15 protein-coding genes are annotated in these 19,494 nt (G+C 51.9%); 13 read left to right on the forward strand and 2 right to left on the reverse strand.

Annotated features, from left to right (window positions below):
- Positions 1 to 14 precede the first annotated feature (14 nt).
- The 11 genes from U9M73_RS18895 (at position 15) to U9M73_RS18945 (ending at position 12,436) form a co-directional block, all read left to right on the forward strand.
- Positions 15 to 902 (forward strand): carbohydrate ABC transporter permease, encoded by an 888-nt coding sequence (locus U9M73_RS18895; RefSeq protein ID WP_009224978.1) that lies wholly within the window; start codon positions 15 to 17, stop codon positions 900 to 902.
- Positions 903 to 980: 78 nt separating this feature from the next.
- Positions 981 to 2,624 (forward strand): type 2 periplasmic-binding domain-containing protein, encoded by a 1,644-nt coding sequence (locus tag U9M73_RS18900; protein WP_323078538.1) that lies wholly within the window; start codon positions 981 to 983, stop codon positions 2,622 to 2,624.
- A gap of 34 nt (positions 2,625 to 2,658) precedes the next feature.
- Positions 2,659 to 4,005: a glycoside hydrolase family 30 protein gene (locus U9M73_RS18905; protein ID WP_323078539.1), complete on the forward strand. Its 1,347-nt coding sequence runs from the start codon at positions 2,659 to 2,661 to the stop codon at positions 4,003 to 4,005.
- Between the two features lie 335 nt (positions 4,006 to 4,340).
- A complete protein-coding gene (locus tag U9M73_RS18910) occupies positions 4,341 to 5,390 on the forward strand; it encodes a sugar-binding transcriptional regulator (protein WP_260071833.1) in 1,050 nt (349 codons plus the stop codon).
- A gap of 70 nt (positions 5,391 to 5,460) precedes the next feature.
- Complete coding sequence (gap, locus tag U9M73_RS18915) at positions 5,461 to 6,471, forward strand: type I glyceraldehyde-3-phosphate dehydrogenase (protein ID WP_260071834.1); 1,011 nt, start codon at positions 5,461 to 5,463, stop codon at positions 6,469 to 6,471.
- Between the two features lie 218 nt (positions 6,472 to 6,689).
- Entirely contained in the window at positions 6,690 to 7,871 is a 1,182-nt protein-coding gene (locus U9M73_RS18920) for a phosphoglycerate kinase (protein ID WP_323078541.1), read from the forward strand.
- A 115-nt stretch (positions 7,872 to 7,986) separates the two neighbouring features.
- Positions 7,987 to 8,739 (forward strand): triose-phosphate isomerase, encoded by a 753-nt coding sequence (gene tpiA / locus U9M73_RS18925; RefSeq protein WP_260071835.1) that lies wholly within the window; start codon positions 7,987 to 7,989, stop codon positions 8,737 to 8,739.
- Positions 8,740 to 10,287, forward strand: a complete 1,548-nt coding sequence (gene gpmI, locus U9M73_RS18930) for a 2,3-bisphosphoglycerate-independent phosphoglycerate mutase (protein WP_009224971.1) — start codon at positions 8,740 to 8,742, stop codon at positions 10,285 to 10,287.
- 53 nt (positions 10,288 to 10,340) lie between these two features.
- Positions 10,341 to 11,633, forward strand: a complete 1,293-nt coding sequence (eno, locus tag U9M73_RS18935) for a phosphopyruvate hydratase (RefSeq protein WP_323078544.1) — start codon at positions 10,341 to 10,343, stop codon at positions 11,631 to 11,633.
- 210 nt (positions 11,634 to 11,843) lie between these two features.
- The gene (gene secG / locus U9M73_RS18940) at positions 11,844 to 12,077 is read left to right on the forward strand and encodes a preprotein translocase subunit SecG (RefSeq protein WP_260071836.1); all 234 of its coding nucleotides are present in this window, start codon (positions 11,844 to 11,846) and stop codon (positions 12,075 to 12,077) included.
- A gap of 200 nt (positions 12,078 to 12,277) precedes the next feature.
- On the forward strand, positions 12,278 to 12,436 hold the full coding sequence (locus tag U9M73_RS18945; protein ID WP_323078546.1) for a hypothetical protein: 159 nt from the start codon (positions 12,278 to 12,280) through the stop codon (positions 12,434 to 12,436).
- 265 nt (positions 12,437 to 12,701) lie between these two features.
- Here U9M73_RS18945 and U9M73_RS18950 read toward each other — a convergent pair whose 3' ends face one another.
- Complete coding sequence (locus U9M73_RS18950) at positions 12,702 to 13,607, reverse strand: IS1595 family transposase (protein WP_323078547.1); 906 nt, start codon at positions 13,605 to 13,607, stop codon at positions 12,702 to 12,704.
- A gap of 603 nt (positions 13,608 to 14,210) precedes the next feature.
- Here U9M73_RS18950 and U9M73_RS18955 point away from each other — a divergent pair.
- On the forward strand, positions 14,211 to 14,783 hold the full coding sequence (locus U9M73_RS18955; RefSeq protein WP_323078549.1) for a GNAT family N-acetyltransferase: 573 nt from the start codon (positions 14,211 to 14,213) through the stop codon (positions 14,781 to 14,783).
- Between the two features lie 54 nt (positions 14,784 to 14,837).
- Here U9M73_RS18955 and U9M73_RS18960 read toward each other — a convergent pair whose 3' ends face one another.
- Positions 14,838 to 16,478 carry a methyl-accepting chemotaxis protein gene (locus U9M73_RS18960; RefSeq protein WP_323078550.1) on the reverse strand — a complete coding sequence of 547 codons (1,641 nt, stop codon included), beginning with the start codon at positions 16,476 to 16,478 and terminating at the stop codon, positions 14,838 to 14,840.
- Positions 16,479 to 16,750: 272 nt separating this feature from the next.
- Between U9M73_RS18960 and rnr the strand changes: the two genes are divergently transcribed.
- Positions 16,751 to 19,444 (forward strand): ribonuclease R, encoded by a 2,694-nt coding sequence (gene rnr / locus U9M73_RS18965; protein WP_407673986.1) that lies wholly within the window; start codon positions 16,751 to 16,753, stop codon positions 19,442 to 19,444.
- The last annotated feature ends 50 nt before the right edge of the window (positions 19,445 to 19,494 follow it).

A 19,494-nucleotide genomic window follows, 5' to 3' on the forward strand; every position in this document is an offset into this window, starting at 1 on the left:
AAGGAGCAGCAGCCATGAATCGAAAGGTGCTCAAACAGGATCTCGACAGCAGAATCTTTGATACGGCGAATGCTGTGATCCTGATCTTATTTACGATCATTATTGTGATTCCACTCTGGAATGTCATCGTTTCTTCCTTCAGTTCGGGACGAGCTCTTGCCGAAGGAGGGTTTGTCTTCTGGCCTAAAGAGTTTTCTCTGGAGAACTACCAGGCGGTGTTTCGGGACGATACGATTTGGCAGTCGTTCCTGATCTCCGTCCTCAAGACAGTCATCGGCGTTGTGACCCACGTCTTCTTCTGCGCGATGATTGGCTACGGTCTCAGCAAGAACAATGTACGCGGCCGCAAGCTGTACGTGACGATGGGCGTCATTACGATGTTCTTCTCGGGCGGTATGATCCCGACGTACTTACTGATTAAATCCCTGGGGCTGCTGAACAGCTTCTGGGTGTATATCATTCCGGCTTTGTTCAGTTATTACGATGTCGTGATCTTGATGAATTTCTTCCGCAATGTGCCGGATTCCCTGGAGGAATCGGCCAAGATTGACGGTGCCGGCGACTGGAGAATCTTCTTGAAGATCTTTATCCCGTTATCGATGCCGGCCTTGGCTACCATCGCTTTGTTCAACGGGGTAAGTCAGTGGAATGACTTTATGACAACCAAGTTGTACATCACAGATGAATACCTGTACCCGCTGCAAATGAAGCTGTACGAAATCATCGTACAGTCCCAGACCCAATCGATGCAGAACATCGCGGGTTCCGTCGTCATTGAAACGACAACCAAAGGAGTTCAACTCGCAACAATTGTGATTACGACTTTGCCGATTGTTGTGATTTATCCATTGTTACAAAGATACTTCATCTCGGGCATGATGCTGGGGGCGGTGAAGGAGTAACGCATCCGCATGAAACGCTAGGCTTGATGTGCGAGTTGGACTAGCTGTGCTTCTTACAAAAAAAGGAGGGTACAACGAATGCTTAAGTTGAACAAAAGTCTTGCAAGAAAAGGGATGACCGCATGCGCTGCACTGCTCACCGCTGCGCTGATCGTTACCGGCTGCGGCGGCTCCGGCGGCGGTTCGAAGGCCGCAACAGAGGTATCCTTGGAAGATCGGTATACCTTGGACCCGAACACGCCGGCATGGAAGCTGGACAAGAAAGAAGAGCCAACCCAGCTGACCTGGTACGTGAACGCCGATTGGTGGAATACCGATTTCGGCAATGATGTGGTCACGAAGAAGATCAAGGAAGATTTGAATATTGATATCAAATTTATTACCGGCGACGATACCAAGCTGAATACGTTTTTTGCCGGAAGCGACATGCCGGACTTGATTACTGTGTTCGATTCCAATTCGGCCGTTGTGCAGAAGGCTTCTTCCTGGGCCTTGCCGCTGAACGAGCTGGCGGAGAAATACGACCCTTATTTCAACAAAGTCGCCGCGCAAGATACGCTCAACTGGTTTAAGCAAGCGGACGGCAACACGTACGGTTACCCGAACTACTCCAACACGCAGGCCGATTATGACAGCGGTAACATTCCAGCGAAGACGGCTTTTGTGATCCGCAAAGACGTGTACGAAGCGCTGGGTCAGCCTAAGATCGGTACGCCTGAGGAATTCAAAAATGTGATGCAGCAGATTAAAACCCAATTCCCGGATCTGATTCCGTTTGGATTTAACTCAATTGGCGAGGGGACGGGCTCCTTGGGGGATGTGTTCCAAGACTTCCTGGGCGTTCCGCTGGAAACGGAGAACGGCGAGTTCTACAACCGTAATTTGGACGAGGATTATCTGACCTGGCTCAAGACGTTAAATGAAGTGCACCGCGCGGGAAATATCAGTGACGACAGCTTTGCCGATGACGGCCCTGCTTTTGAAGAGAAAGTGAAAGCCGGCAAATACGCCACGATATTGCTGGACGGAACGCCGCAGCAAGGCGGCAACTTGCAAATCTTCGCCACCGCTCATCCGAATCAAGCCTACCTGGCGATCGACGGACCGCAAAGCACGGTGGGCAACACGCCAAAGCTGAACCAATCCGGGATTACCGGCTGGATGATCAGCTTTATCACGAAGCAATGCAAGGACCCGGCGAAGGCGATCCAAATTTTCACGTACCTGTTGGATGAAGAAGGCCAAATGCTGATGAACTACGGCATCGAAGGCGAGACCTACACGAAGAATGCGGACGGAACGGTGCAATTCACACCAGAAGTGAAAGAGCTGCAGCAAAAGGATGCCGATAAATTCAAGAAGGAATACCGCATGGGCGAATTCATGTTCTTTGGCCATGACCGTCACAAAGCGCTCAGCGCCGATGCTTTCCCGGATTCCATCAAGCAAATGCAAGAGTGGGGCAAAGGAAAGCTGTACCCTCACTTCGTCCTTGAAAATATCAACCCGGATGCCGGATCTCCGGAAGCTCGCTCTTTGACGGCGATTAACACCACTTGGAACACGACGATGGTCAGCTTGATCCGCGCCAAGAGCGACGAAGAATTCGAGAGCACGCTCAACAATTACAAGAAGTTCCTTGAGGACAACGGTTGGGATAAAATCGTGCAAATCCGTACGGAGAAAATGAAAGCCAATAAAGAAAAACTCGGCCTCCAGTAAACCGTGGCCATTAATCGAAGTGGAGGGAAACAGCATGCGTGAGCTTGACATTTATTATTCCACTGGAGAAAAATCACTCTTCGTCCGTACAACGGAGGAACAGCTGAGGCCGGCGGATTCCGATGCCGGGGATGTCGAGGTCCGATTAGACGAAAGCGTCAACTATCAGACGATGGATGGGTTTGGAGCGTCTTTTACCGATTCGGCCGCCTATCTGATTCATCAGGTGCTTCCTGAAGAGCAGCGTTCTTCCTTGATGAAGAAGCTGTTTGACCCGGAGGAGGGAATTGGCTTATCCGTGCTGCGCAACCCGATGGGGGCCTCGGATTATGCCCGGTTCTTCTATAGCTACAACGATTTGCCCGAAGGTGAGTCCGATCCGGAAATGCAGCGGTTCTCGATTCGTCACGACGAAGTCGATGTCATTCCGCTCTTAAAAGAAGCGCTGGCCTTAAATCCGTCCATCAAGCTGTTTGGCTCCCCCTGGAGCGCACCGGGATGGATGAAAACCAGCGGTTCAATGATCGGCGGGGAACTGAAGAAGGAGTATTACGAAGCGTACGCGAACTACTTTGTCCGTTATATCGAGTCTTACGCCAAGCACGGTTTATCCATATATGCGGTGACGCCGCAGAACGAACCGCTTTATGTGCCGGGACATTATCCGGGGATGCTGATGACGGCTGAGATGCAGACCGATTTCGTGAAAAATTATCTGAAGCCGGCTTTTGTGAAGCATGGCTTGTCCACGAAGATTTTGGCGTATGACCATAACTGGGATCGGCCGGATTATCCGCTGACTGTGCTGAAGGAAGCGGCCGAAGCGGTCGACGGAGTAGCGTGGCACTGGTATGGAGGGGTAGCCTCGGCGCAAAGCCAAGTGAAGGAGGCCTTCCCGGGCAAAGAGGTTCATTTTACCGAAGGCTCTGGCGGGGAATGGATTCCGGCGTTTGAACCGGCGTTCTCCAATGTTATGCGGACGGGAATCGAGATATTGCGAAATCACAGCCAATCATTGGTGCTCTGGAATATGGCTTTGGATGAGCAAAATGGTCCGACTGTACCAGGCTTTGGCCGCAGCACCTGCCGCGGGATCGTGACAGTGAACCAGCAGACCCGCGAGCTCGAGTATACGCTGGACTACTATGCACTGGCCCATTTCAGCAAAGTGATCCGTCCGAAGGCCGTAAGAATCGCCGCCGAGTCGGGACAGCCTTCGATACGTTCCGTCGCGTTCCGCAATACGGACGATTCGATTGGGGTCGTATTGTTTAATGACGGCGAGCAGGCCTCTGATGTTCGCTTGCGTCTCCGGGGAACCGAGCTGCCGAGTTTCCGGATGGAATCAAAAAGCGCTTTGTCGATCCGACTGACCAATTGAGAAATTGAGAAACGAGGAATAAGTAGACGAGGCTCTCCCTATGCGGGAGGGTCTTTTTTTCTATGAAAACAACCGATCTGCTTTGCCGCCATCCGCAATTTTGCTGAGACACAGCAGGCCTATTTTCGACAACTCTCTGATCCAAATGTCAGGATCTTACGGGATTCTTTGCGCCTAGGGGTATAACTGCTCGGAAGAAAGTAAATGATACGGACGTCAGGCTTGCAACTAAGGAGATTATTGAGTAAAATAACAGTGGGACTTAAAAAGTTATCCCGGGACATTTTAAGGCCAGGAGATGGAGAGAGAAGACGAAGCTTGCAGGAGTGGAAAGCATGCGAAACATATTAGAGATTCAAAAGCAGCTTCTTCCTGATCTCATGGACATTCTCAAGAAAAGGTACACCATACTTCACCAGATCATGTTGTCTGATGTCATTGGCCGTAGAACCTTGGCGAATTCGCTGGACATGACGGAGCGTGTGTTGCGTGCCGAAACAGATCTCCTGAAGGCCCAGGGCCTGATAGAAATCGAGAATATAGGCATGAGAATCAGCGACGCGGGACGGCGATTGCTTGAGGATTTGGAGCCGGTCGTCAAAGAATTGTTTGGCCTCTCCAACTTGGAGGAGACGATCCGTCAGCATTATGGGCTGCGCAAAGTAGTAATTGTACCTGGAGATTGCGAGGCCTCCCCGCTGGTGAAGCGGGAACTGGGGCGAGCAGGTGCCAAAGCGCTGCTTAGTGTAATGCGCGGGGATGAGGTGGTCGCGGTAACCGGCGGCACTACGCTGGCGGAAGTCGCGGATCAGCTGAATCCGCCGCCTAACGTCACGATGAAGCAGAGCTGGTTCGTACCGGCACGCGGGGGTCTTGGCGAGAGCCTGGAAATCCAAGCGAACACGATTGCTTCCGGTATGGCGAAGCGCGTGGGTGCGGGTTATCGTTTGCTGCATGTCCCCGATCTGTTGGGGAAGGAAGCTTACGAGTCGTTGGTACACGATCCGAATATCCAGGATATCGTGGACATGATCCGTCAGGCGCGTATCGTAGTGCACGGGGTCGGAGACGCTATGGAGATGGCGCGCCGGCGCAAGCTGGAGCCAAGCATGGTCGAAGAAATCCGAAGAGAAGGCGCGCTCGCGGAATCATTTGGATATTACTTTAATGAAGACGGCGTCGTCGTGCACAAAATGCTGACCCTAGGCCTGCGTCTCGAGGATATCATGCGAACCGAGACGGTGATCGGCATCGCGGGTGGTAAGAGCAAAGCGAGAGCGATCCATGCCGTATTGCGGTTTGGCCAAGAGGATATCCTAGTGACCGACGAAGCGGCGGCACAAGAGATCGTAAATGAGTTGATCAACGGCTCCGGGAATAAATAGGTTTACTCATGACGGGTTTTATCGGGCCTGTCTTGAATAATAAAAAATCAAACACTGGGAGGAACTATCAATGAGTGTAAAAGTAGGGATTAACGGTTTTGGACGTATTGGACGCCTGGCTTTCCGCCGCATTCAAAACGTTGAAGGTATCGAAGTCGTAGCAATCAATGACCTGACAGATGCAAAAATGTTGGCTCATTTGTTGAAATATGATACAACTCAAGGCCGCTTCGAAGGCGACATCGAAGTACATGATGGATTCTTCAAAGTAAACGGCAAAGAAGTTAAAGTTCTGGCTAACCGCAACCCTGAAGAATTGCCTTGGGGCGAGCTTGGCGTTGACATCGTTCTGGAGTGCACAGGCTTCTTCACAACGAAAGAAAAAGCTGAGCTTCACCTGAAAGGCGGCGCGAAGAAAGTTGTAATCTCCGCTCCAGCTACTGGCGACATGAAAACCATCGTTTACAACGTAAACCATGAAATCCTCGACGGTACGGAAACGGTAATCTCCGGTGCATCTTGTACGACGAACTGCTTGGCTCCAATGGCTAAAGCGCTGAATGACAAATTCGGTATCGTTCAAGGCTTGATGACAACAATCCACGCTTACACTGGCGACCAAAACACGCTGGATGCTCCGCATGCGAAAGGTGACTTCCGTCGTGCTCGCGCAGCTGCTGAAAACATCATTCCTAACACCACTGGTGCTGCAAAAGCAATCGGCCTGGTTATCCCTGAACTGCAAGGCAAATTGGACGGCGCTGCACAACGCGTACCTGTTCCAACTGGTTCCTTGACTGAGCTGGTATCCGTTCTGAAAACGAAAGTAACTGCTGACGAAGTTAACGCTGCAATGAAAGCTGCTGCTGACCCAGAAACTTTCGGTTACACGGAAGACGAAATCGTATCTTCGGATATCAAAGGGATGACTTTCGGTTCCCTGTTCGACGCTACGCAAACGAAAGTATTGACTGTCGGCGACCAACAACTGGTGAAAACTGTAGCTTGGTATGACAACGAAATGTCCTACACTGCTCAATTGGTTCGTACGCTGGAATACTTCGCGAAAAAAGTAAAATAATCCAGTTACCCATATTAGAGATTCATCCCAAAGAGGAGCAACCTGTTCAGGACTCCTCTTTGGTTCTTGCATGTAATACGGCATTCACACACACCCCAAATAAATAGATAGAGATTCGTTTCATTGCGTTTTATTTAGGAGAGGAACCAAGACAAAGCCGTAGACGCGCATTTTTTGGTCTGAGAGACCCGCGCATACCGTTTAGGAGGAACGTGGAGATGAACAAGAAAAGTGTACGTGATGTGGAAGTCACCGGCAAACGCGTGTTTGTTCGCGTAGATTTCAATGTACCAATGCAAGATGGTCAAATTACCGACGACACCCGGATTCGCGAAACGCTGCCAACGATCAAATACTTGGTTGAACGAGGCGCGAAGGTGATTCTTGCGAGCCACTTGGGCCGTCCGAAAGGCCAAGTGAATGAAGATATGCGGCTTACGCTGCCGGCAAAACGCTTGAGCGAGCTGCTTGGCAAAGAAGTAGCAAAAGTCGATGAAGCTGTTGGGGAAGCAGTTAAAGCGAAAGTCAATGCGATGAACAATGGCGACGTCCTGGTACTTGAAAACGTACGTTTCTACCCAGGCGAAGAAAAGAACGATCCAGAACTCGCAAAACAATTCGCTGAGCTGGCTGACCTGTTCGTCAACGACGCATTTGGCGCTGCACACCGCGCGCACGCTTCGACCGAAGGGATCGCTCATTATCTGCCAGCCGTATCCGGCTTGCTGATGGAGAAAGAATTGTCCGTTCTCGGTAAGGCCTTGACGAACCCGGACCGTCCTTTCACCGCAATTATCGGCGGTTCGAAGGTAAAAGACAAAATCGACGTTATCGACAACCTGTTGAACATCGCGGACAACGTGTTGATTGGCGGCGGTTTGGCTTATACCTTCTTCAAAGCCCAAGGTTACGAAATCGGCAAATCGCTTCTGGATGAAACCAAACTCGATGTTGCCCTTGGCTTCATCGAGAAAGCGAAGAAGCTGGGTAAAAACTTCCTTCTCCCTGTCGACTGCATCGTAGCGGATGACTTCAGCCCAACCGCAAACCACAAAGCTGTGGATATCGACAGCATTCCTGCAGATTGGGAAGGCGTGGACATCGGGCCGAAGACTCGCGCGAAGTATGCTGAAATTATCAAGAACTCCAAGCTGGTTGTATGGAACGGACCGATGGGCGTGTTCGAAATTGATATTTTCTCCAACGGGACAAGAGAAGTGGCGGAAGCCTGCGCAACGACGGAAGGCTACACCATTATCGGCGGCGGGGATTCCGCAGCAGCAGCCGAGAAGTTCAATCTGGCTTCCAAAATGGACCACATCTCCACAGGCGGCGGCGCTTCCCTGGAATTCATGGAAGGCAAGGCGCTTCCTGGCGTCGTAGCATTGAACGACAAGTAAGAAAAAGTAGCTAGATCAAGGCTCAAAAAACGGGCTTCCAGCACCTCAGAAGGTTGGATGAAGTAATGAAGTTCGTTTTTTGAGCTACCTCTATGAAATAAAAGGAGTGGGCTCTGTGAGAACACCTATTATCGCCGGAAACTGGAAAATGTTCAAAACCGTTTCCGAAGCCAAAGCCTTCTTCGAAGCCGTGAAAGGGAAAGCGGAGGTTGCCGGCGTAGAGAGCGTCATTTGCGCGCCGTTCACCAACCTGCCGGCTTTGGTAGAAGCTGCGAAAGGCACGTCGATCAAAATCGGCGCACAAAACATGCATTTTGAAGACGAAGGAGCTTTCACTGGCGAAATCAGCGGTCGCATGCTGAAAGAGCTTGGCGTGGACTATGTGATCATCGGCCATTCCGAGCGCCGGGCGTATTTCGGCGAAACCGACGAAATCGTCAACAAGAAGATCCTGGCTGCCTTCAAACATGGCTTGACCCCGATCCCTTGCGTTGGCGAGAAGCTCGAAGAGCGTGAAGCTGGCCAAACGAAAGAAGTCGTGAAGGTTCAAACCGAAGCGGCTTTGAAAGGTCTGACTGCAGAGCAAGCAGCGCAAGTGGTGATTGCGTACGAACCAATTTGGGCAATTGGTACGGGCAAATCCTCGACCGCACAAGATGCGAACGAAGTAATTTCCTACATCCGCAGCCTGGTTCAGGGGCTTTACGGTGACGACGTAGCGGCGAAAATCCGCATTCAATATGGCGGCAGCGTAAAACCAGAAAACGTGAAGGAGTATATGGGCCAAAGCGACATCGACGGTGCGCTTGTCGGCGGTGCCAGCCTGCAGCCAGAATCGTACATCAAGCTCGTTGAGGGGGCGAAATAAATGACGGCTCCAAGACCAGTAGCTCTGATTATCATGGACGGGTTCGGGCTTCGCGACAAAGTGGAAGGCAACGCGGTTGCCCAAGCGAAGAAGCCGAACTATGACCGTTATTTGAAACAATACCCGAACACTACGCTGACGGCCAGCGGGGAAGCCGTTGGTTTGCCAGAAGGGCAAATGGGGAACTCCGAAGTCGGCCACTTGAACATCGGCGCCGGCCGGATCGTTTACCAAGACTTGACTCGGATCTCCAAATCGATTCGTGAAGGGGAATTCTTCACGAACGAGACGCTGGTGGATGCGGTACGTAGCGCGAAATCGAAGGGTAAAAAGCTGCATCTGTACGGCCTTCTGTCCGACGGCGGCGTTCACAGCCACATCGATCATATGTTTGCGATGCTCGAACTGGCGAAGAAGGAAGATATGCATGAAATTTATGTGCATGCATTCCTGGACGGACGCGATGTAGCTCCGGACAGCGCGAAAGGCTTCCTTGAGCAATTAATCGCTAAGATGAACGAGCTTGGCGTGGGCAAGATTGCCACCGTCCAAGGCCGTTACTATGCGATGGACCGCGACAAACGTTGGGACCGCGTCGAGAAATCGTACCGGGCCATGGTTTATGCGGAAGGTCCCAAATATACCGACCCGATTAAAGCAGTCACGGAATCGTACGAGAAATCGGTCTATGACGAATTCGTGATGCCAACCGTAATCGTGGACGACAAAGGCGAGCCAATCGCACAAGTTGAGAGCGGCGATTCCGTCGTGTTCTTGAACTTCCGTCCAGACCGTGCGATTCAGCTGTCCAACGTATTCACGAATAAAGACTTCCAAGGCTTCGATCGCGGCCCTAAATTCCCGAAAGATCTGCATTTCGTCTGCTTGACGTTGTTTGCAGAAACGGTGAACGGGTACGTTGCGTACAAGCCGAAGGATCTCGACAATACTTTTGGTGAAGTGTTAGCTCAACACGGGAAGAAACAACTGCGGATCGCCGAAACGGAAAAATACCCGCACGTGACATTCTTCTTCAGCGGCGGACGCGATGTTGAGCTTCCAGGCGAAAAGCGCGTGCTCATCAACTCCCCGAAAGTCGCAACTTACGACTTGAAACCGGAAATGAGCGCTTACGAAGTCGCTGAAGCTTGCGTGAAGGAAATCGAATCCGATGAACACGACGCGATCATTCTGAACTTCGCAAACCCGGACATGGTCGGCCACTCCGGTAAAATGGAGCCAACGATCAAAGCGGTTGAAGTGACGGACGAGTGCGTAGGCAAAGTCGTAGACGCCGTTCAAGCCAAAGGCGGAGTGGTTGTCATTATTGCCGACCACGGGAACGCGGATATGGAAATCGACGATGAAGGTCGTCCGTATACAGCGCATACCACGAACCCGGTACCGTTTATCGTAACCGACGAGAACGTGGTGCTTCGCGATAAAGGCATTCTCGCCGACGTAGCTCCGACGCTGCTCGACCTGATGGGCTTGCCGAAGCCGCCGGAAATGACCGGTCAATCGATGATTGCCAGCCGCAAGGCGTAAGAACATAGATTACCATTTGAATGGAATAACTACTTAAAAAGGAGACTGTAACCATGACGATTATTTCTGACGTATACGCTCGCGAAGTCCTGGACTCCCGCGGGAACCCAACGGTTGAAGTTGAAGTTTATCTTGAATCCGGTGCTATGGGCCGCGCCATCGTTCCTTCCGGCGCATCCACGGGTGCGCATGAAGCTGTAGAGCTTCGCGATGACGACAAAACTCGTTACCTAGGCAAAGGCGTACTGAACGCCGTGAAGAACGTTAACGAAATCATCGCTCCTGAAGTGATTGGCATGGACGCGCTGGACCAAGTCGGCATCGACAAATTGATGATCGAGCTGGACGGCACGCCAAACAAAGGCAAACTGGGCGCTAACGCGATCCTGGCCGTTTCGATGGCAGTTGCTCGCGCAGCAGCGGATGCTTTGGATCTGCCGTTGTACGCTTACCTGGGCGGATTTAACGCGAAGCAGCTTCCGGTTCCGATGATGAACATCGTTAACGGCGGCGCGCATGCTGACAACAACGTAGACGTACAAGAATTCATGATCCTGCCGGTAGGCGCTCCTTCCTTCAGAGAAGCGCTCCGCACAGGTGCTGAAATCTTCCACAACCTGAAATCCGTTCTGAAATCGAAAGGCCTGAACACGGCAGTAGGCGACGAAGGTGGCTTTGCACCAAACTTCTCTTCCAACGAAGACGCATTGTCCTCGATCATGGAAGCTATTACGAAAGCTGGCTATACACCGGGTAAAGACGTATTCCTGGGTATGGACGTTGCTTCCACCGAGTTCTACAAAGACGGGAAATACCATCTGGAAGGCGAAGGCAAATCCTTTACCTCCGCTGAGTTTGTGGACTTGCTCGCTTCTTGGGTTGAAAAATATCCGATCATCACGATCGAAGACGGCTGCGCTGAGGACGATTGGGAAGGTTGGAAACTGCTCACTGAGAAACTGGGCAGCAAAATCCAACTCGTGGGTGACGACCTGTTCGTAACCAACACCGAACGTTTGTATAAAGGCATCAAAGAAGGCATCGGTAACTCGATCCTGATCAAAGTAAACCAAATCGGTACGTTGACCGAAACGTTCGACGCAATCGAAATGGCAAAACGTGCTGGCTACACTGCGGTAGTATCCCACCGTTCCGGCGAATCCGAAGACAGCACGATCGCCGATATCGCTGTGGCAACGAACGCTGGCCAAATCAAAACCGGTGCTCCGTCCCGTACGGACCGTATCGCGAAATACAACCAATTGCTTCGCATCGAAGATCAATTGGCCGATCTCGCTCAATACAACGGCTTGAAATCCTTCTACAACCTGAAAGCTCATCGTTAAGAAGGGCGGCCGTTCAGATCACGGCCTAACTAACGCAAGTCCCCTGCTCGTAAGAAACAGGGGACTTTGTGTATGGTTGGACGGGGTTGTACGCACGAAACGGTTGTTATTTCGGGAACGCTGTGGTACAATAATAATGCTGTTTTTGTATCGTAAACATCAAAGTTATGGAATAGATGAAAGATGTTTCTCACTTAGGAGGTGGATTGAATGGATATTTTGCTTAAGGTATTGCTCGTTATTTTCTCGATCGGCTTGATCGCAGTTGTGTTGCTGCAGAAAGGGAAGAGCGCGGGTCTTTCCGGAGCCATCTCCGGGGGTGCTGAACATCTTTTCGGAAAAACGAAAGCTCGCGGCATGGAGCTCGTTCTCGAACGAGTCACGGTTGGATTGGCGGTTGGCTTCTTCATCTTGTCGATCATCGTGGCCATCGTACCAGACTAAGCAAATCAAATTTGTCAGGCAAGCCCTCGTCTCCTATGGGGAGACGGGGGCTTTTTAGCTTTTACCCGCATTTCGGTACGGCCTCTCCTCGGCAACATAGTGTCTCCTTCCGGCAACATAGTATCTCCGCCCGCCTTTTTTGAGGATTATCCCGTTGCATCAGGTTGTTGTGAAAGTGCAACAGAATCAGAAACAGAAAAGTGAACAGAAATAGGGCAACAGAAACAGAAAGTGAAACAGAAGTAGAAGCAGAAATAGCAACAGAAACAGAAAGTGAAACGGAAGTAGAAACAGAAATAGCAACAGGAACCGAAACCCAAGCACAGTGGGGAAGTAAAATTGTCTGCGAAAAAGGCTAATCGATACGGGCCTATAAGAAAAGTTGCAAAAAATTGATTGGTAAGGATATCACGATCAAGCCGAAGGGTATGGATAAAAGCCGTCTTGGAACGAGTTCAGAGATAACGAATTGTTTGAGAAAAGAAGGGAGCCTTGTTTAGGCTGATTGAGTACAAATGGCACCCATTGTGAAACAAACCACCCACCTACCTGATTACATACACTCCAATAACCCCAAGCTATAGCACCTCATCCTGCCATTTCCCGACCGTTCTAGCACTTCGATTAAGCAGCAGCCGCAATCGCAATGGACTGATTCTGGTGATGGTTGATCAACTCGCGGTAAGGGATAGCTGGAATGGATATGCACATCTGCAGCATGTTCTGGTGCATTTCTTCCTCGGAACCGGACATACGCAGATGGCGGCGGACGGTGCACTCATTCAAATATGCCTGAAGATGCTTTATTCCTAAGGCGACATATGTACGCTTTAGAGAATTCCATGCCGCTCTTACTTCTTTCCGCAAAGGCAAATACAGCCGATAAGCCAAATGGAACGACTGAACGGTGGAGGTATGGACATCGATATGATCATGGATGAACGCGGCGAGATCATGCCGGTCGGCCCGTTGTCCTCTTTTATGCGAAATCAGCTGGATCTTCACCCGCTCCGGCTCGCCATACTCCGTGACCGTGCAGCCGGCTACAACCGCGGTGGCATAAGGCTGAGCAGCCGGATGATAACGCGACGAATCATACGCATACTGATCGCAGCTTACCTTCACGTCTCCAGAGAGCAGTTCCCGAGCATCGCATTCGCCGAGGGTATGACGGATTTTGTGCAGCATGAGCCAAGCGGTCTTGTAGGTAACTTGAATCACCTGACTCAACCGCAGCGCCGAGATGCCGTCGGGAAGCAGGAACAACTCGATGGCTCGAAACCACTTCACAAGGGGCAGATGGGTTCTTTCAAAAATCGTGCCGACCAAAGGAGAGGCTTGATAGCTGCATCTTCCACATTCAAATAAAGGAAGGCGACGGGAGGACAGACGGGTGCACTCGGTATAAGCGCAGCGCGGACAAAAGAAACCGTCAGGCCACTTCATAGCGATGATCGCCTCGATGCAGTCCGCCTCACTTTGAAAACGGCTGCTGATAGGGTGAAGATCCGTATTCATATTTAATTCCATGCCCGATCCCTCCGCTTCAAACGAAACTAAAATCAAATATACGCACATATATTCTTGTTTTCCTTATTATACCAAACATACGTTCCTATTACAAGAATTTAATTCCATTTTTAACCTAATTATTTTGCTTTGGATGATCAGCAAAAAAATGAGGATGGAAACCTCTTAAAATCCCCATCTGAACGAAAGGGATAATCAGGTAAAGAGGGGAGGAAGGTATAAAGGTGGGAAGGGTGGAACGGCGGTAGGATGGAGCGGAAGTAAGATGGAGCAAAGGTAAGATAGAGCAAATAGATAGAGCGGTGGAAAGTGTAGAAGGATAACGGTGGAACGATGGAACGGCGAAAAGCGGAGGTACAGAGGGGTATCTATAACGTTCAAGAGAAAGGACCTCAACGACGAAGTTTAAGTGCCCGAAAGATGCCGTTCTGTAAATGGGCGGCGATGCGGTGAGACGATCTTGGGTCTGAGTTCTGAAAGAGAATTGTAACAATATTGAAAGGAATTTTTTAGTAATAAATGTTAGATTATGTAGGATTTTCGTGGTTTGTGAGGGGTAAAAATATTACAATTTTGGTACATGCAATGAGAGGAGGAAGGAATTTGTACAAGCCGGTGGACACGGTGGAGGAAGGAACCTTGTTCCACTCGATTTGGATGGAGGCCTGGATGGAAAAAGGCTTTGAGCCGGAATTTGCTGAGAACGTCTTAGGTCGTTGCCTCGTATATGACGAGGCGGGGGTGCCGGTGGGAACGGTGGAGTTTAAACCCTATGTCCCGCACTCGGACGAGCCCTTGAACCGATTGGCGCCGTTTGACGATCATCCGGCCATCATGTGCTCTGGGCCAGGGGAGATCGCCGAGGTGGATAAAGTCGCTCTGCTGAAGAGATACCGCGGCCGCAACCTGAACCGGTTGCTCGCAACGATCGTCCTGTTTGCAGAGCAGAACGGGATTCGCCATTACGTCACCTTGCTTGAGCCCACCTTGTTCCGGGCGCTTCGTATCTCTTTTCATGTTCCGATGACCCAAGTTGGGGAACGCCAATTCTATAAAGGAGACGACGTTATACCGGCCATTATTCATGCGGCAGAGTTCTATGAGCATCCGGAGCGTTATGATTGGTATTTGGAAACGATCAAGTCCTTAAGTCTGGACACGGTTTTATCTACATAATGCAATAAAGGGAAAGGCTTGCCTCAGGCAAGCCTTTTTTTGTGTGATTCTTTGCTAGCCGACTGAGACAGGCTCTTTGGTAGGTTCCGCCGGAACGGAAGTCTCTTGATCTTGAATCGTCTTCGCTTCCGGGTTGGTCGAACTCGAAGAAGGTTCGTGTGATTCTGAAGTGGACCCGGACGACACCGTTGCTGGTTGAGGAGTGATGTCCTGCGTCGTATCCCCTGCGGCCGTCGCCGATAGGGTGAGAATCAAGTTGTCGAGATCTTGATAGTGTCTCACGATCTCGTGAATTTTGCTGTCCTGCGCTTCGATGCCCGCCAGAATTTGCTGCGCGGCGCTCATGTTGTGCTCGGTGCTCTCAGCTAGCTCCATAATTTCTGTCATAATGCTGGTGTACTGGTCCTGCATCTGCCGTACCGAGCGATCGACTTCGCCAGAGTGCTCATTCACCGTGCGGGCATTGTCAGACACTTTGCCCATGTAGCTTTGGACTTCTTGGGCTTCTTCCTGCCCGGAATGAACCGCAGTGGAGCCAAGTGTGATCTGTTCAGCAACGTTGTTGATTTGCCCAATGACGTCCGCCAGAATATCGTTAATCCGCTGGGTGGCCTGCTGTGAGTTCTCGGCAAGCTTGCGGATTTCCAAGGAGACCACGGCGAAGCCTTTGCCATGCTCTCCGGCATGAGCGGCTTCAATTGCGGCATTCATCGCCAGCAGGTTTGTTTGCGCAGAGATACCATGGATCGTATCGACAATTTGGCTGACTTGCTCATTTTGGTCCCGAAGCTTCTGCATTTGGGTGACGGTGTCGGTAATGATTTGCTGCAAATGTTGAATATGTACGGATAAGGCGTTCATCTTCGCTCCGGCGGCTTCTGTATTATGCAGCATGTCTGATGACAGCTCTTGAAGCCGGGCTGAGATCTCGGCTGTCACCTCTACGGCTCCGCCAACCTCCTGCACCGATTGGGTTGTAGATTGCAGCCCCAGCGTCTGCCGTTCCAAGGTCGAGGAGACGCTGCCAAAGGTCGTCGTAATTTCTTTGGAGATGGACCCCGTGACGGTTACGTTCTCCCGCAACTGAGTGCTTAGACGTCCCAGCACGTCCAGTGAAGCTTGCAGTTTCGAAAGCAGCTCGTCACTGCGGCGTTTTGCCTCCATCGTATCCTGCTGCTGAGATAATACATCCTTCTGCAGACGTTCGCTGAACCGGGCAGCAAAAGCTAAAGCAACTGTCAGAAATGCCAGGAACAGCAGCAGATAGCTCAACGACTCGCGGGGGAATAATTTATCGTGGTAGAAGGGAACGTTGAAGAAATAAATCGTAATCCCCATCCCCAATAAGCCAGATAGAATGATCGGCTTGTAGTTCGAATACAACGTCATGATGCCGATAGATACGTAGACGAGCAAATACGTGCTGACGATCGGATCGGGATCATGATAGATCAGCAGAAAAGTCAACAATGAGGTGATCACGGGAATGACAAACATGACGTAGCGGGTTCCTTTGTTGGCGTAAGTCATGTAGGTTGCGATGGAGCAACAAATTCCGCCGACGATGATCAAGGTATATAGAACTTTGCTGTCCACCTGGATCATGATGTCGGTCAGGACGCCAAGGGCGACCATTCCCCATATAATTTTGACGAATAATTTATTACGTCGTTGCAGAATTCGATAATTCTCCATACCCTCTCCCTCTCATAATTCATGGAATCCCTACTTTATAATGTCGGTTATTTTTTCATAAAATGAAGGCTTTTTCATGAAAATCAAGCGATTTCACCCAATCCCGGGCGAAAACGGATGCCAAACCCGAATTTCGTGTATACTAGGGGATATACACCGTGAGGAAGATCATGGAATCATCATGCAAAATAACACCCCGGCCCCTGCGGGACGAGCCGGGTTTGAGGTGAAATCATTTGAAAGTAATTACGGAAGAGGAACTGCTCGCTTTTATGCGGGAAACGGCATATAAACCGATGACGTACCAGGAGTTGGAGGAGCATTTTGGGATCACCGATGCCGCCGATTTTAAAGAATTTCTGAAAATGCTCAACCGGTTAGAGCAAAATGGACAAATTATTCTTACCCGCACTCATCGCTACGGGGTTCCGGAACGAATGGATTTGGTGCGCGGGCGCTTGCAGGCTCATCCCAAGGGCTTTGCATTTCTGATCCCAGAGGATCGCGATCATCCGGACGTCTACATTCATGCTAATGATTTGAAGAGCGCGATGAACGGCGATACGGTGCTGGTGCGCGTCAGCTCGAAGAGCGCGGGCGGCGGCAAGCTGGAAGGTGAGGTCGTACGCATCGTGCACCGGGCCATCACGCAGGTGGTAGGCGTCTTCCAGAACAACGAATCGTTTGGCTTTGTGATCCCGGACGATAAACGGATCAACAAGGATCTGTTTATCCCGCGGGAAGGCTTTGGCGCTGCAGTTGACGGCGAGAAGGTCGTGGCCGAAATCGTGGAGTATCCCGAGGGACGGTCTGCGGCGGTTGGTCGGGTCATCGAGATTTTAGGTCACAAGGATGACCCGGGCGTCGACATTTTGTCGATCATCCGCAAGCATCAGTTGCCGGAGGCTTTTCCGGATGACGTGATGGCAGAGGCGCAGGAAGTTCCCGACGTGATCGACGAGGCGGAGATCGTCCGCCAAGGACGGCGGGACTTACGCGACAAGGTGATCGTGACGATCGACGGTGAGGATGCGAAGGACCTGGATGATGCCGTAAACGTAGAGCGCCTGCCCAACGGGAATATTAAGCTGGGCGTGCATATCGCCGACGTTGGGTATTACGTGCGGGAGAATTCGAAGCTCGATCAGGAAGCCTATAACCGCGGCTGCAGTGTGTACTTGGTAGACCGCGTTATTCCGATGCTGCCGCACCGGTTGTCCAATGGGATTTGCTCGTTGAATCCGAAGGTGGACCGGTTCACGTTGTCCTGTGAGATGGAATTTAACGAGCAGATGAAGGTCGTGAAGCACGATATTTTCACCAGCGTGATCCGTACGAAGGAGCGAATGACTTACACGAATGTGCGCAAGATCCTGGAGGAGGAAGATCTTGAAGTTACGGCACGGTATGCGGATCTCGTTGAGACGTTCCAGCTGATGAAGGAGCTGGCGCTGAAGCTGCGGGCGAACCGTATGCGGCGCGGGGCGGTCGACTTCGACTTCGTGGAATCGAAGGTGATCGTTGATGAGAACGGGAAACCGGTGGATATCGTCAAGCGCGAGCGTTCGATCGCGGAACAGATCATCGAGGAATTTATGCTGGCCGCGAACGAAACGGTGGCGGAGCATTTTTATTGGCTGAAGGTGCCGTTTATTTATCGGATCCATGAGGATCCGGATCAGGAGAAGTTAATGAACTTCCTGGCGTTTGTCGCCAACTTCGGCTATACGGTCAAAGGCAGCAAAGGCAACAAGGTGCATCCGCGCGCGTTGCAAACGCTGCTCGAGGATATTCAGGGCACGAAGGAGCAGACGGTCATCAGCACGATGATGCTGCGTTCGATGAAGCAGGCGAAGTATGATGCGGAAAGCACCGGGCATTTTGGGCTGGCGGCAGAGTTCTATACGCACTTCACGTCGCCGATCCGGCGCTATCCGGACTTGGTGATCCACCGGGTTATCCGCGAGGTCATCGAAAGCGGCGGGACGCTGAGCGAAGCGCGCATGGAGTATTTGGCCAGCCGCATGCAGGATATCGCGCAGCAATCGTCCGAGCGGGAGCGCATCGCCGTGGAGGCGGAGCGCGATACGGAACAGCTGAAGAAAGCGGAGTTCATGCTGGACAAGGTCGGGGAAGAATTCACCGGCATTATCAGCAGCGTAACCAGCTTTGGCATGTTCGTCGAGCTGGAGAACACGGTGGAAGGGCTGATCCGGCTTAGTGCGATGACGGATGACTATTACCATTTCCACGAGCAGCATATGGCGCTGATCGGGGAACGGACGTCGAAGATCTATCGGATCGGCGACGAAGTGAAAATCCGCGTGGCCCGCGTGAATATGGACGACCATACGATTGATTTTGAGATGGTCGACATGAAGCCGCGGCAGCGCGGGGATTTCGCGGGCGGGCGCGGCGGCTGGGGCGGCGGCCGGGGCAACAAGGCCGCCAAGGGCAAGGACGCCGGCCGTGGCAAAGCCGGCGGCGGCAAAGGCAAGGGCGGCCGCGGAGCCGGCAAGCCCGGCCGAGCAGCGGCGGCGGACTTCGTCGCCGCCGATGAGGACGCCGGGGTGGGCACCCCCGGCGGGAAGCGCGGCAAGCGCGGCGGCGCTGCCAAAGGCAGCGGCGGCATCGCGCTTGGCCGCGCTGAGGCCCGCGCCGACAGCAGCGCGGGCGAGGACACCGGCGCCGCGGCGAGCGCGCCGGCGCCGATGTTTGGCTTCGGCTCCGGCAAGGGAGGCTATGCCTCCGGGACGGTCGCCGTCGCCCGCGATGCCGGCCCTGGTTACCGCACCGGCGAGGGCAAGAGCTCGCGGCGGAAGAAGACGTCCGCGAGCGGGATCTTCATCGGCGCCCGCGACGAGGGCGCCGGGGATGCCGCCCCAAGCCGCAAGCGGGGCGGAGGCAAGGGCAAGAGCGGCGGCGGGAACGCCACCGCCGCGTTTGTGCGCAAGAAGAAAAAGTAAACACGTTTCCAGATTATCGATTTGGAGCTAAAGACACCGATGGCGGTGTC

The sequence above is a fragment of the Paenibacillus phoenicis genome, from assembly GCF_034718895.1.
Lineage (GTDB): Bacteria > Bacillota > Bacilli > Paenibacillales > Paenibacillaceae > Fontibacillus > Fontibacillus phoenicis.

Bases quoted from the DNA above. Each gene is read 5' to 3' on its own strand.
- gpmI (WP_009224971.1), top strand. From the start codon at position 8,740: ATGACGGCTCCAAGACCAGTAGCTCTGATTATCATGGACGGGTTCGGG.
- secG (WP_260071836.1), top strand. From the start codon at position 11,844: ATGGATATTTTGCTTAAGGTATTGCTCGTTATTTTCTCGATCGGCTTG.
- U9M73_RS18900 (WP_323078538.1), top strand. From the start codon at position 981: ATGCTTAAGTTGAACAAAAGTCTTGCAAGAAAAGGGATGACCGCATGC.
- rnr (WP_407673986.1), top strand. From the start codon at position 16,751: ATGCGGGAAACGGCATATAAACCGATGACGTACCAGGAGTTGGAGGAG.
- U9M73_RS18950 (WP_323078547.1), bottom strand. From the start codon at position 13,607: ATGGAATTAAATATGAATACGGATCTTCACCCTATCAGCAGCCGTTTT.
- U9M73_RS18895 (WP_009224978.1), top strand. From the start codon at position 15: ATGAATCGAAAGGTGCTCAAACAGGATCTCGACAGCAGAATCTTTGAT.
- eno (WP_323078544.1), top strand. From the start codon at position 10,341: ATGACGATTATTTCTGACGTATACGCTCGCGAAGTCCTGGACTCCCGC.
- U9M73_RS18960 (WP_323078550.1), bottom strand. From the start codon at position 16,478: ATGGAGAATTATCGAATTCTGCAACGACGTAATAAATTATTCGTCAAA.
- U9M73_RS18905 (WP_323078539.1), top strand. From the start codon at position 2,659: ATGCGTGAGCTTGACATTTATTATTCCACTGGAGAAAAATCACTCTTC.
- U9M73_RS18910 (WP_260071833.1), top strand. From the start codon at position 4,341: ATGCGAAACATATTAGAGATTCAAAAGCAGCTTCTTCCTGATCTCATG.
- U9M73_RS18920 (WP_323078541.1), top strand. From the start codon at position 6,690: ATGAACAAGAAAAGTGTACGTGATGTGGAAGTCACCGGCAAACGCGTG.
- gap (WP_260071834.1), top strand. From the start codon at position 5,461: ATGAGTGTAAAAGTAGGGATTAACGGTTTTGGACGTATTGGACGCCTG.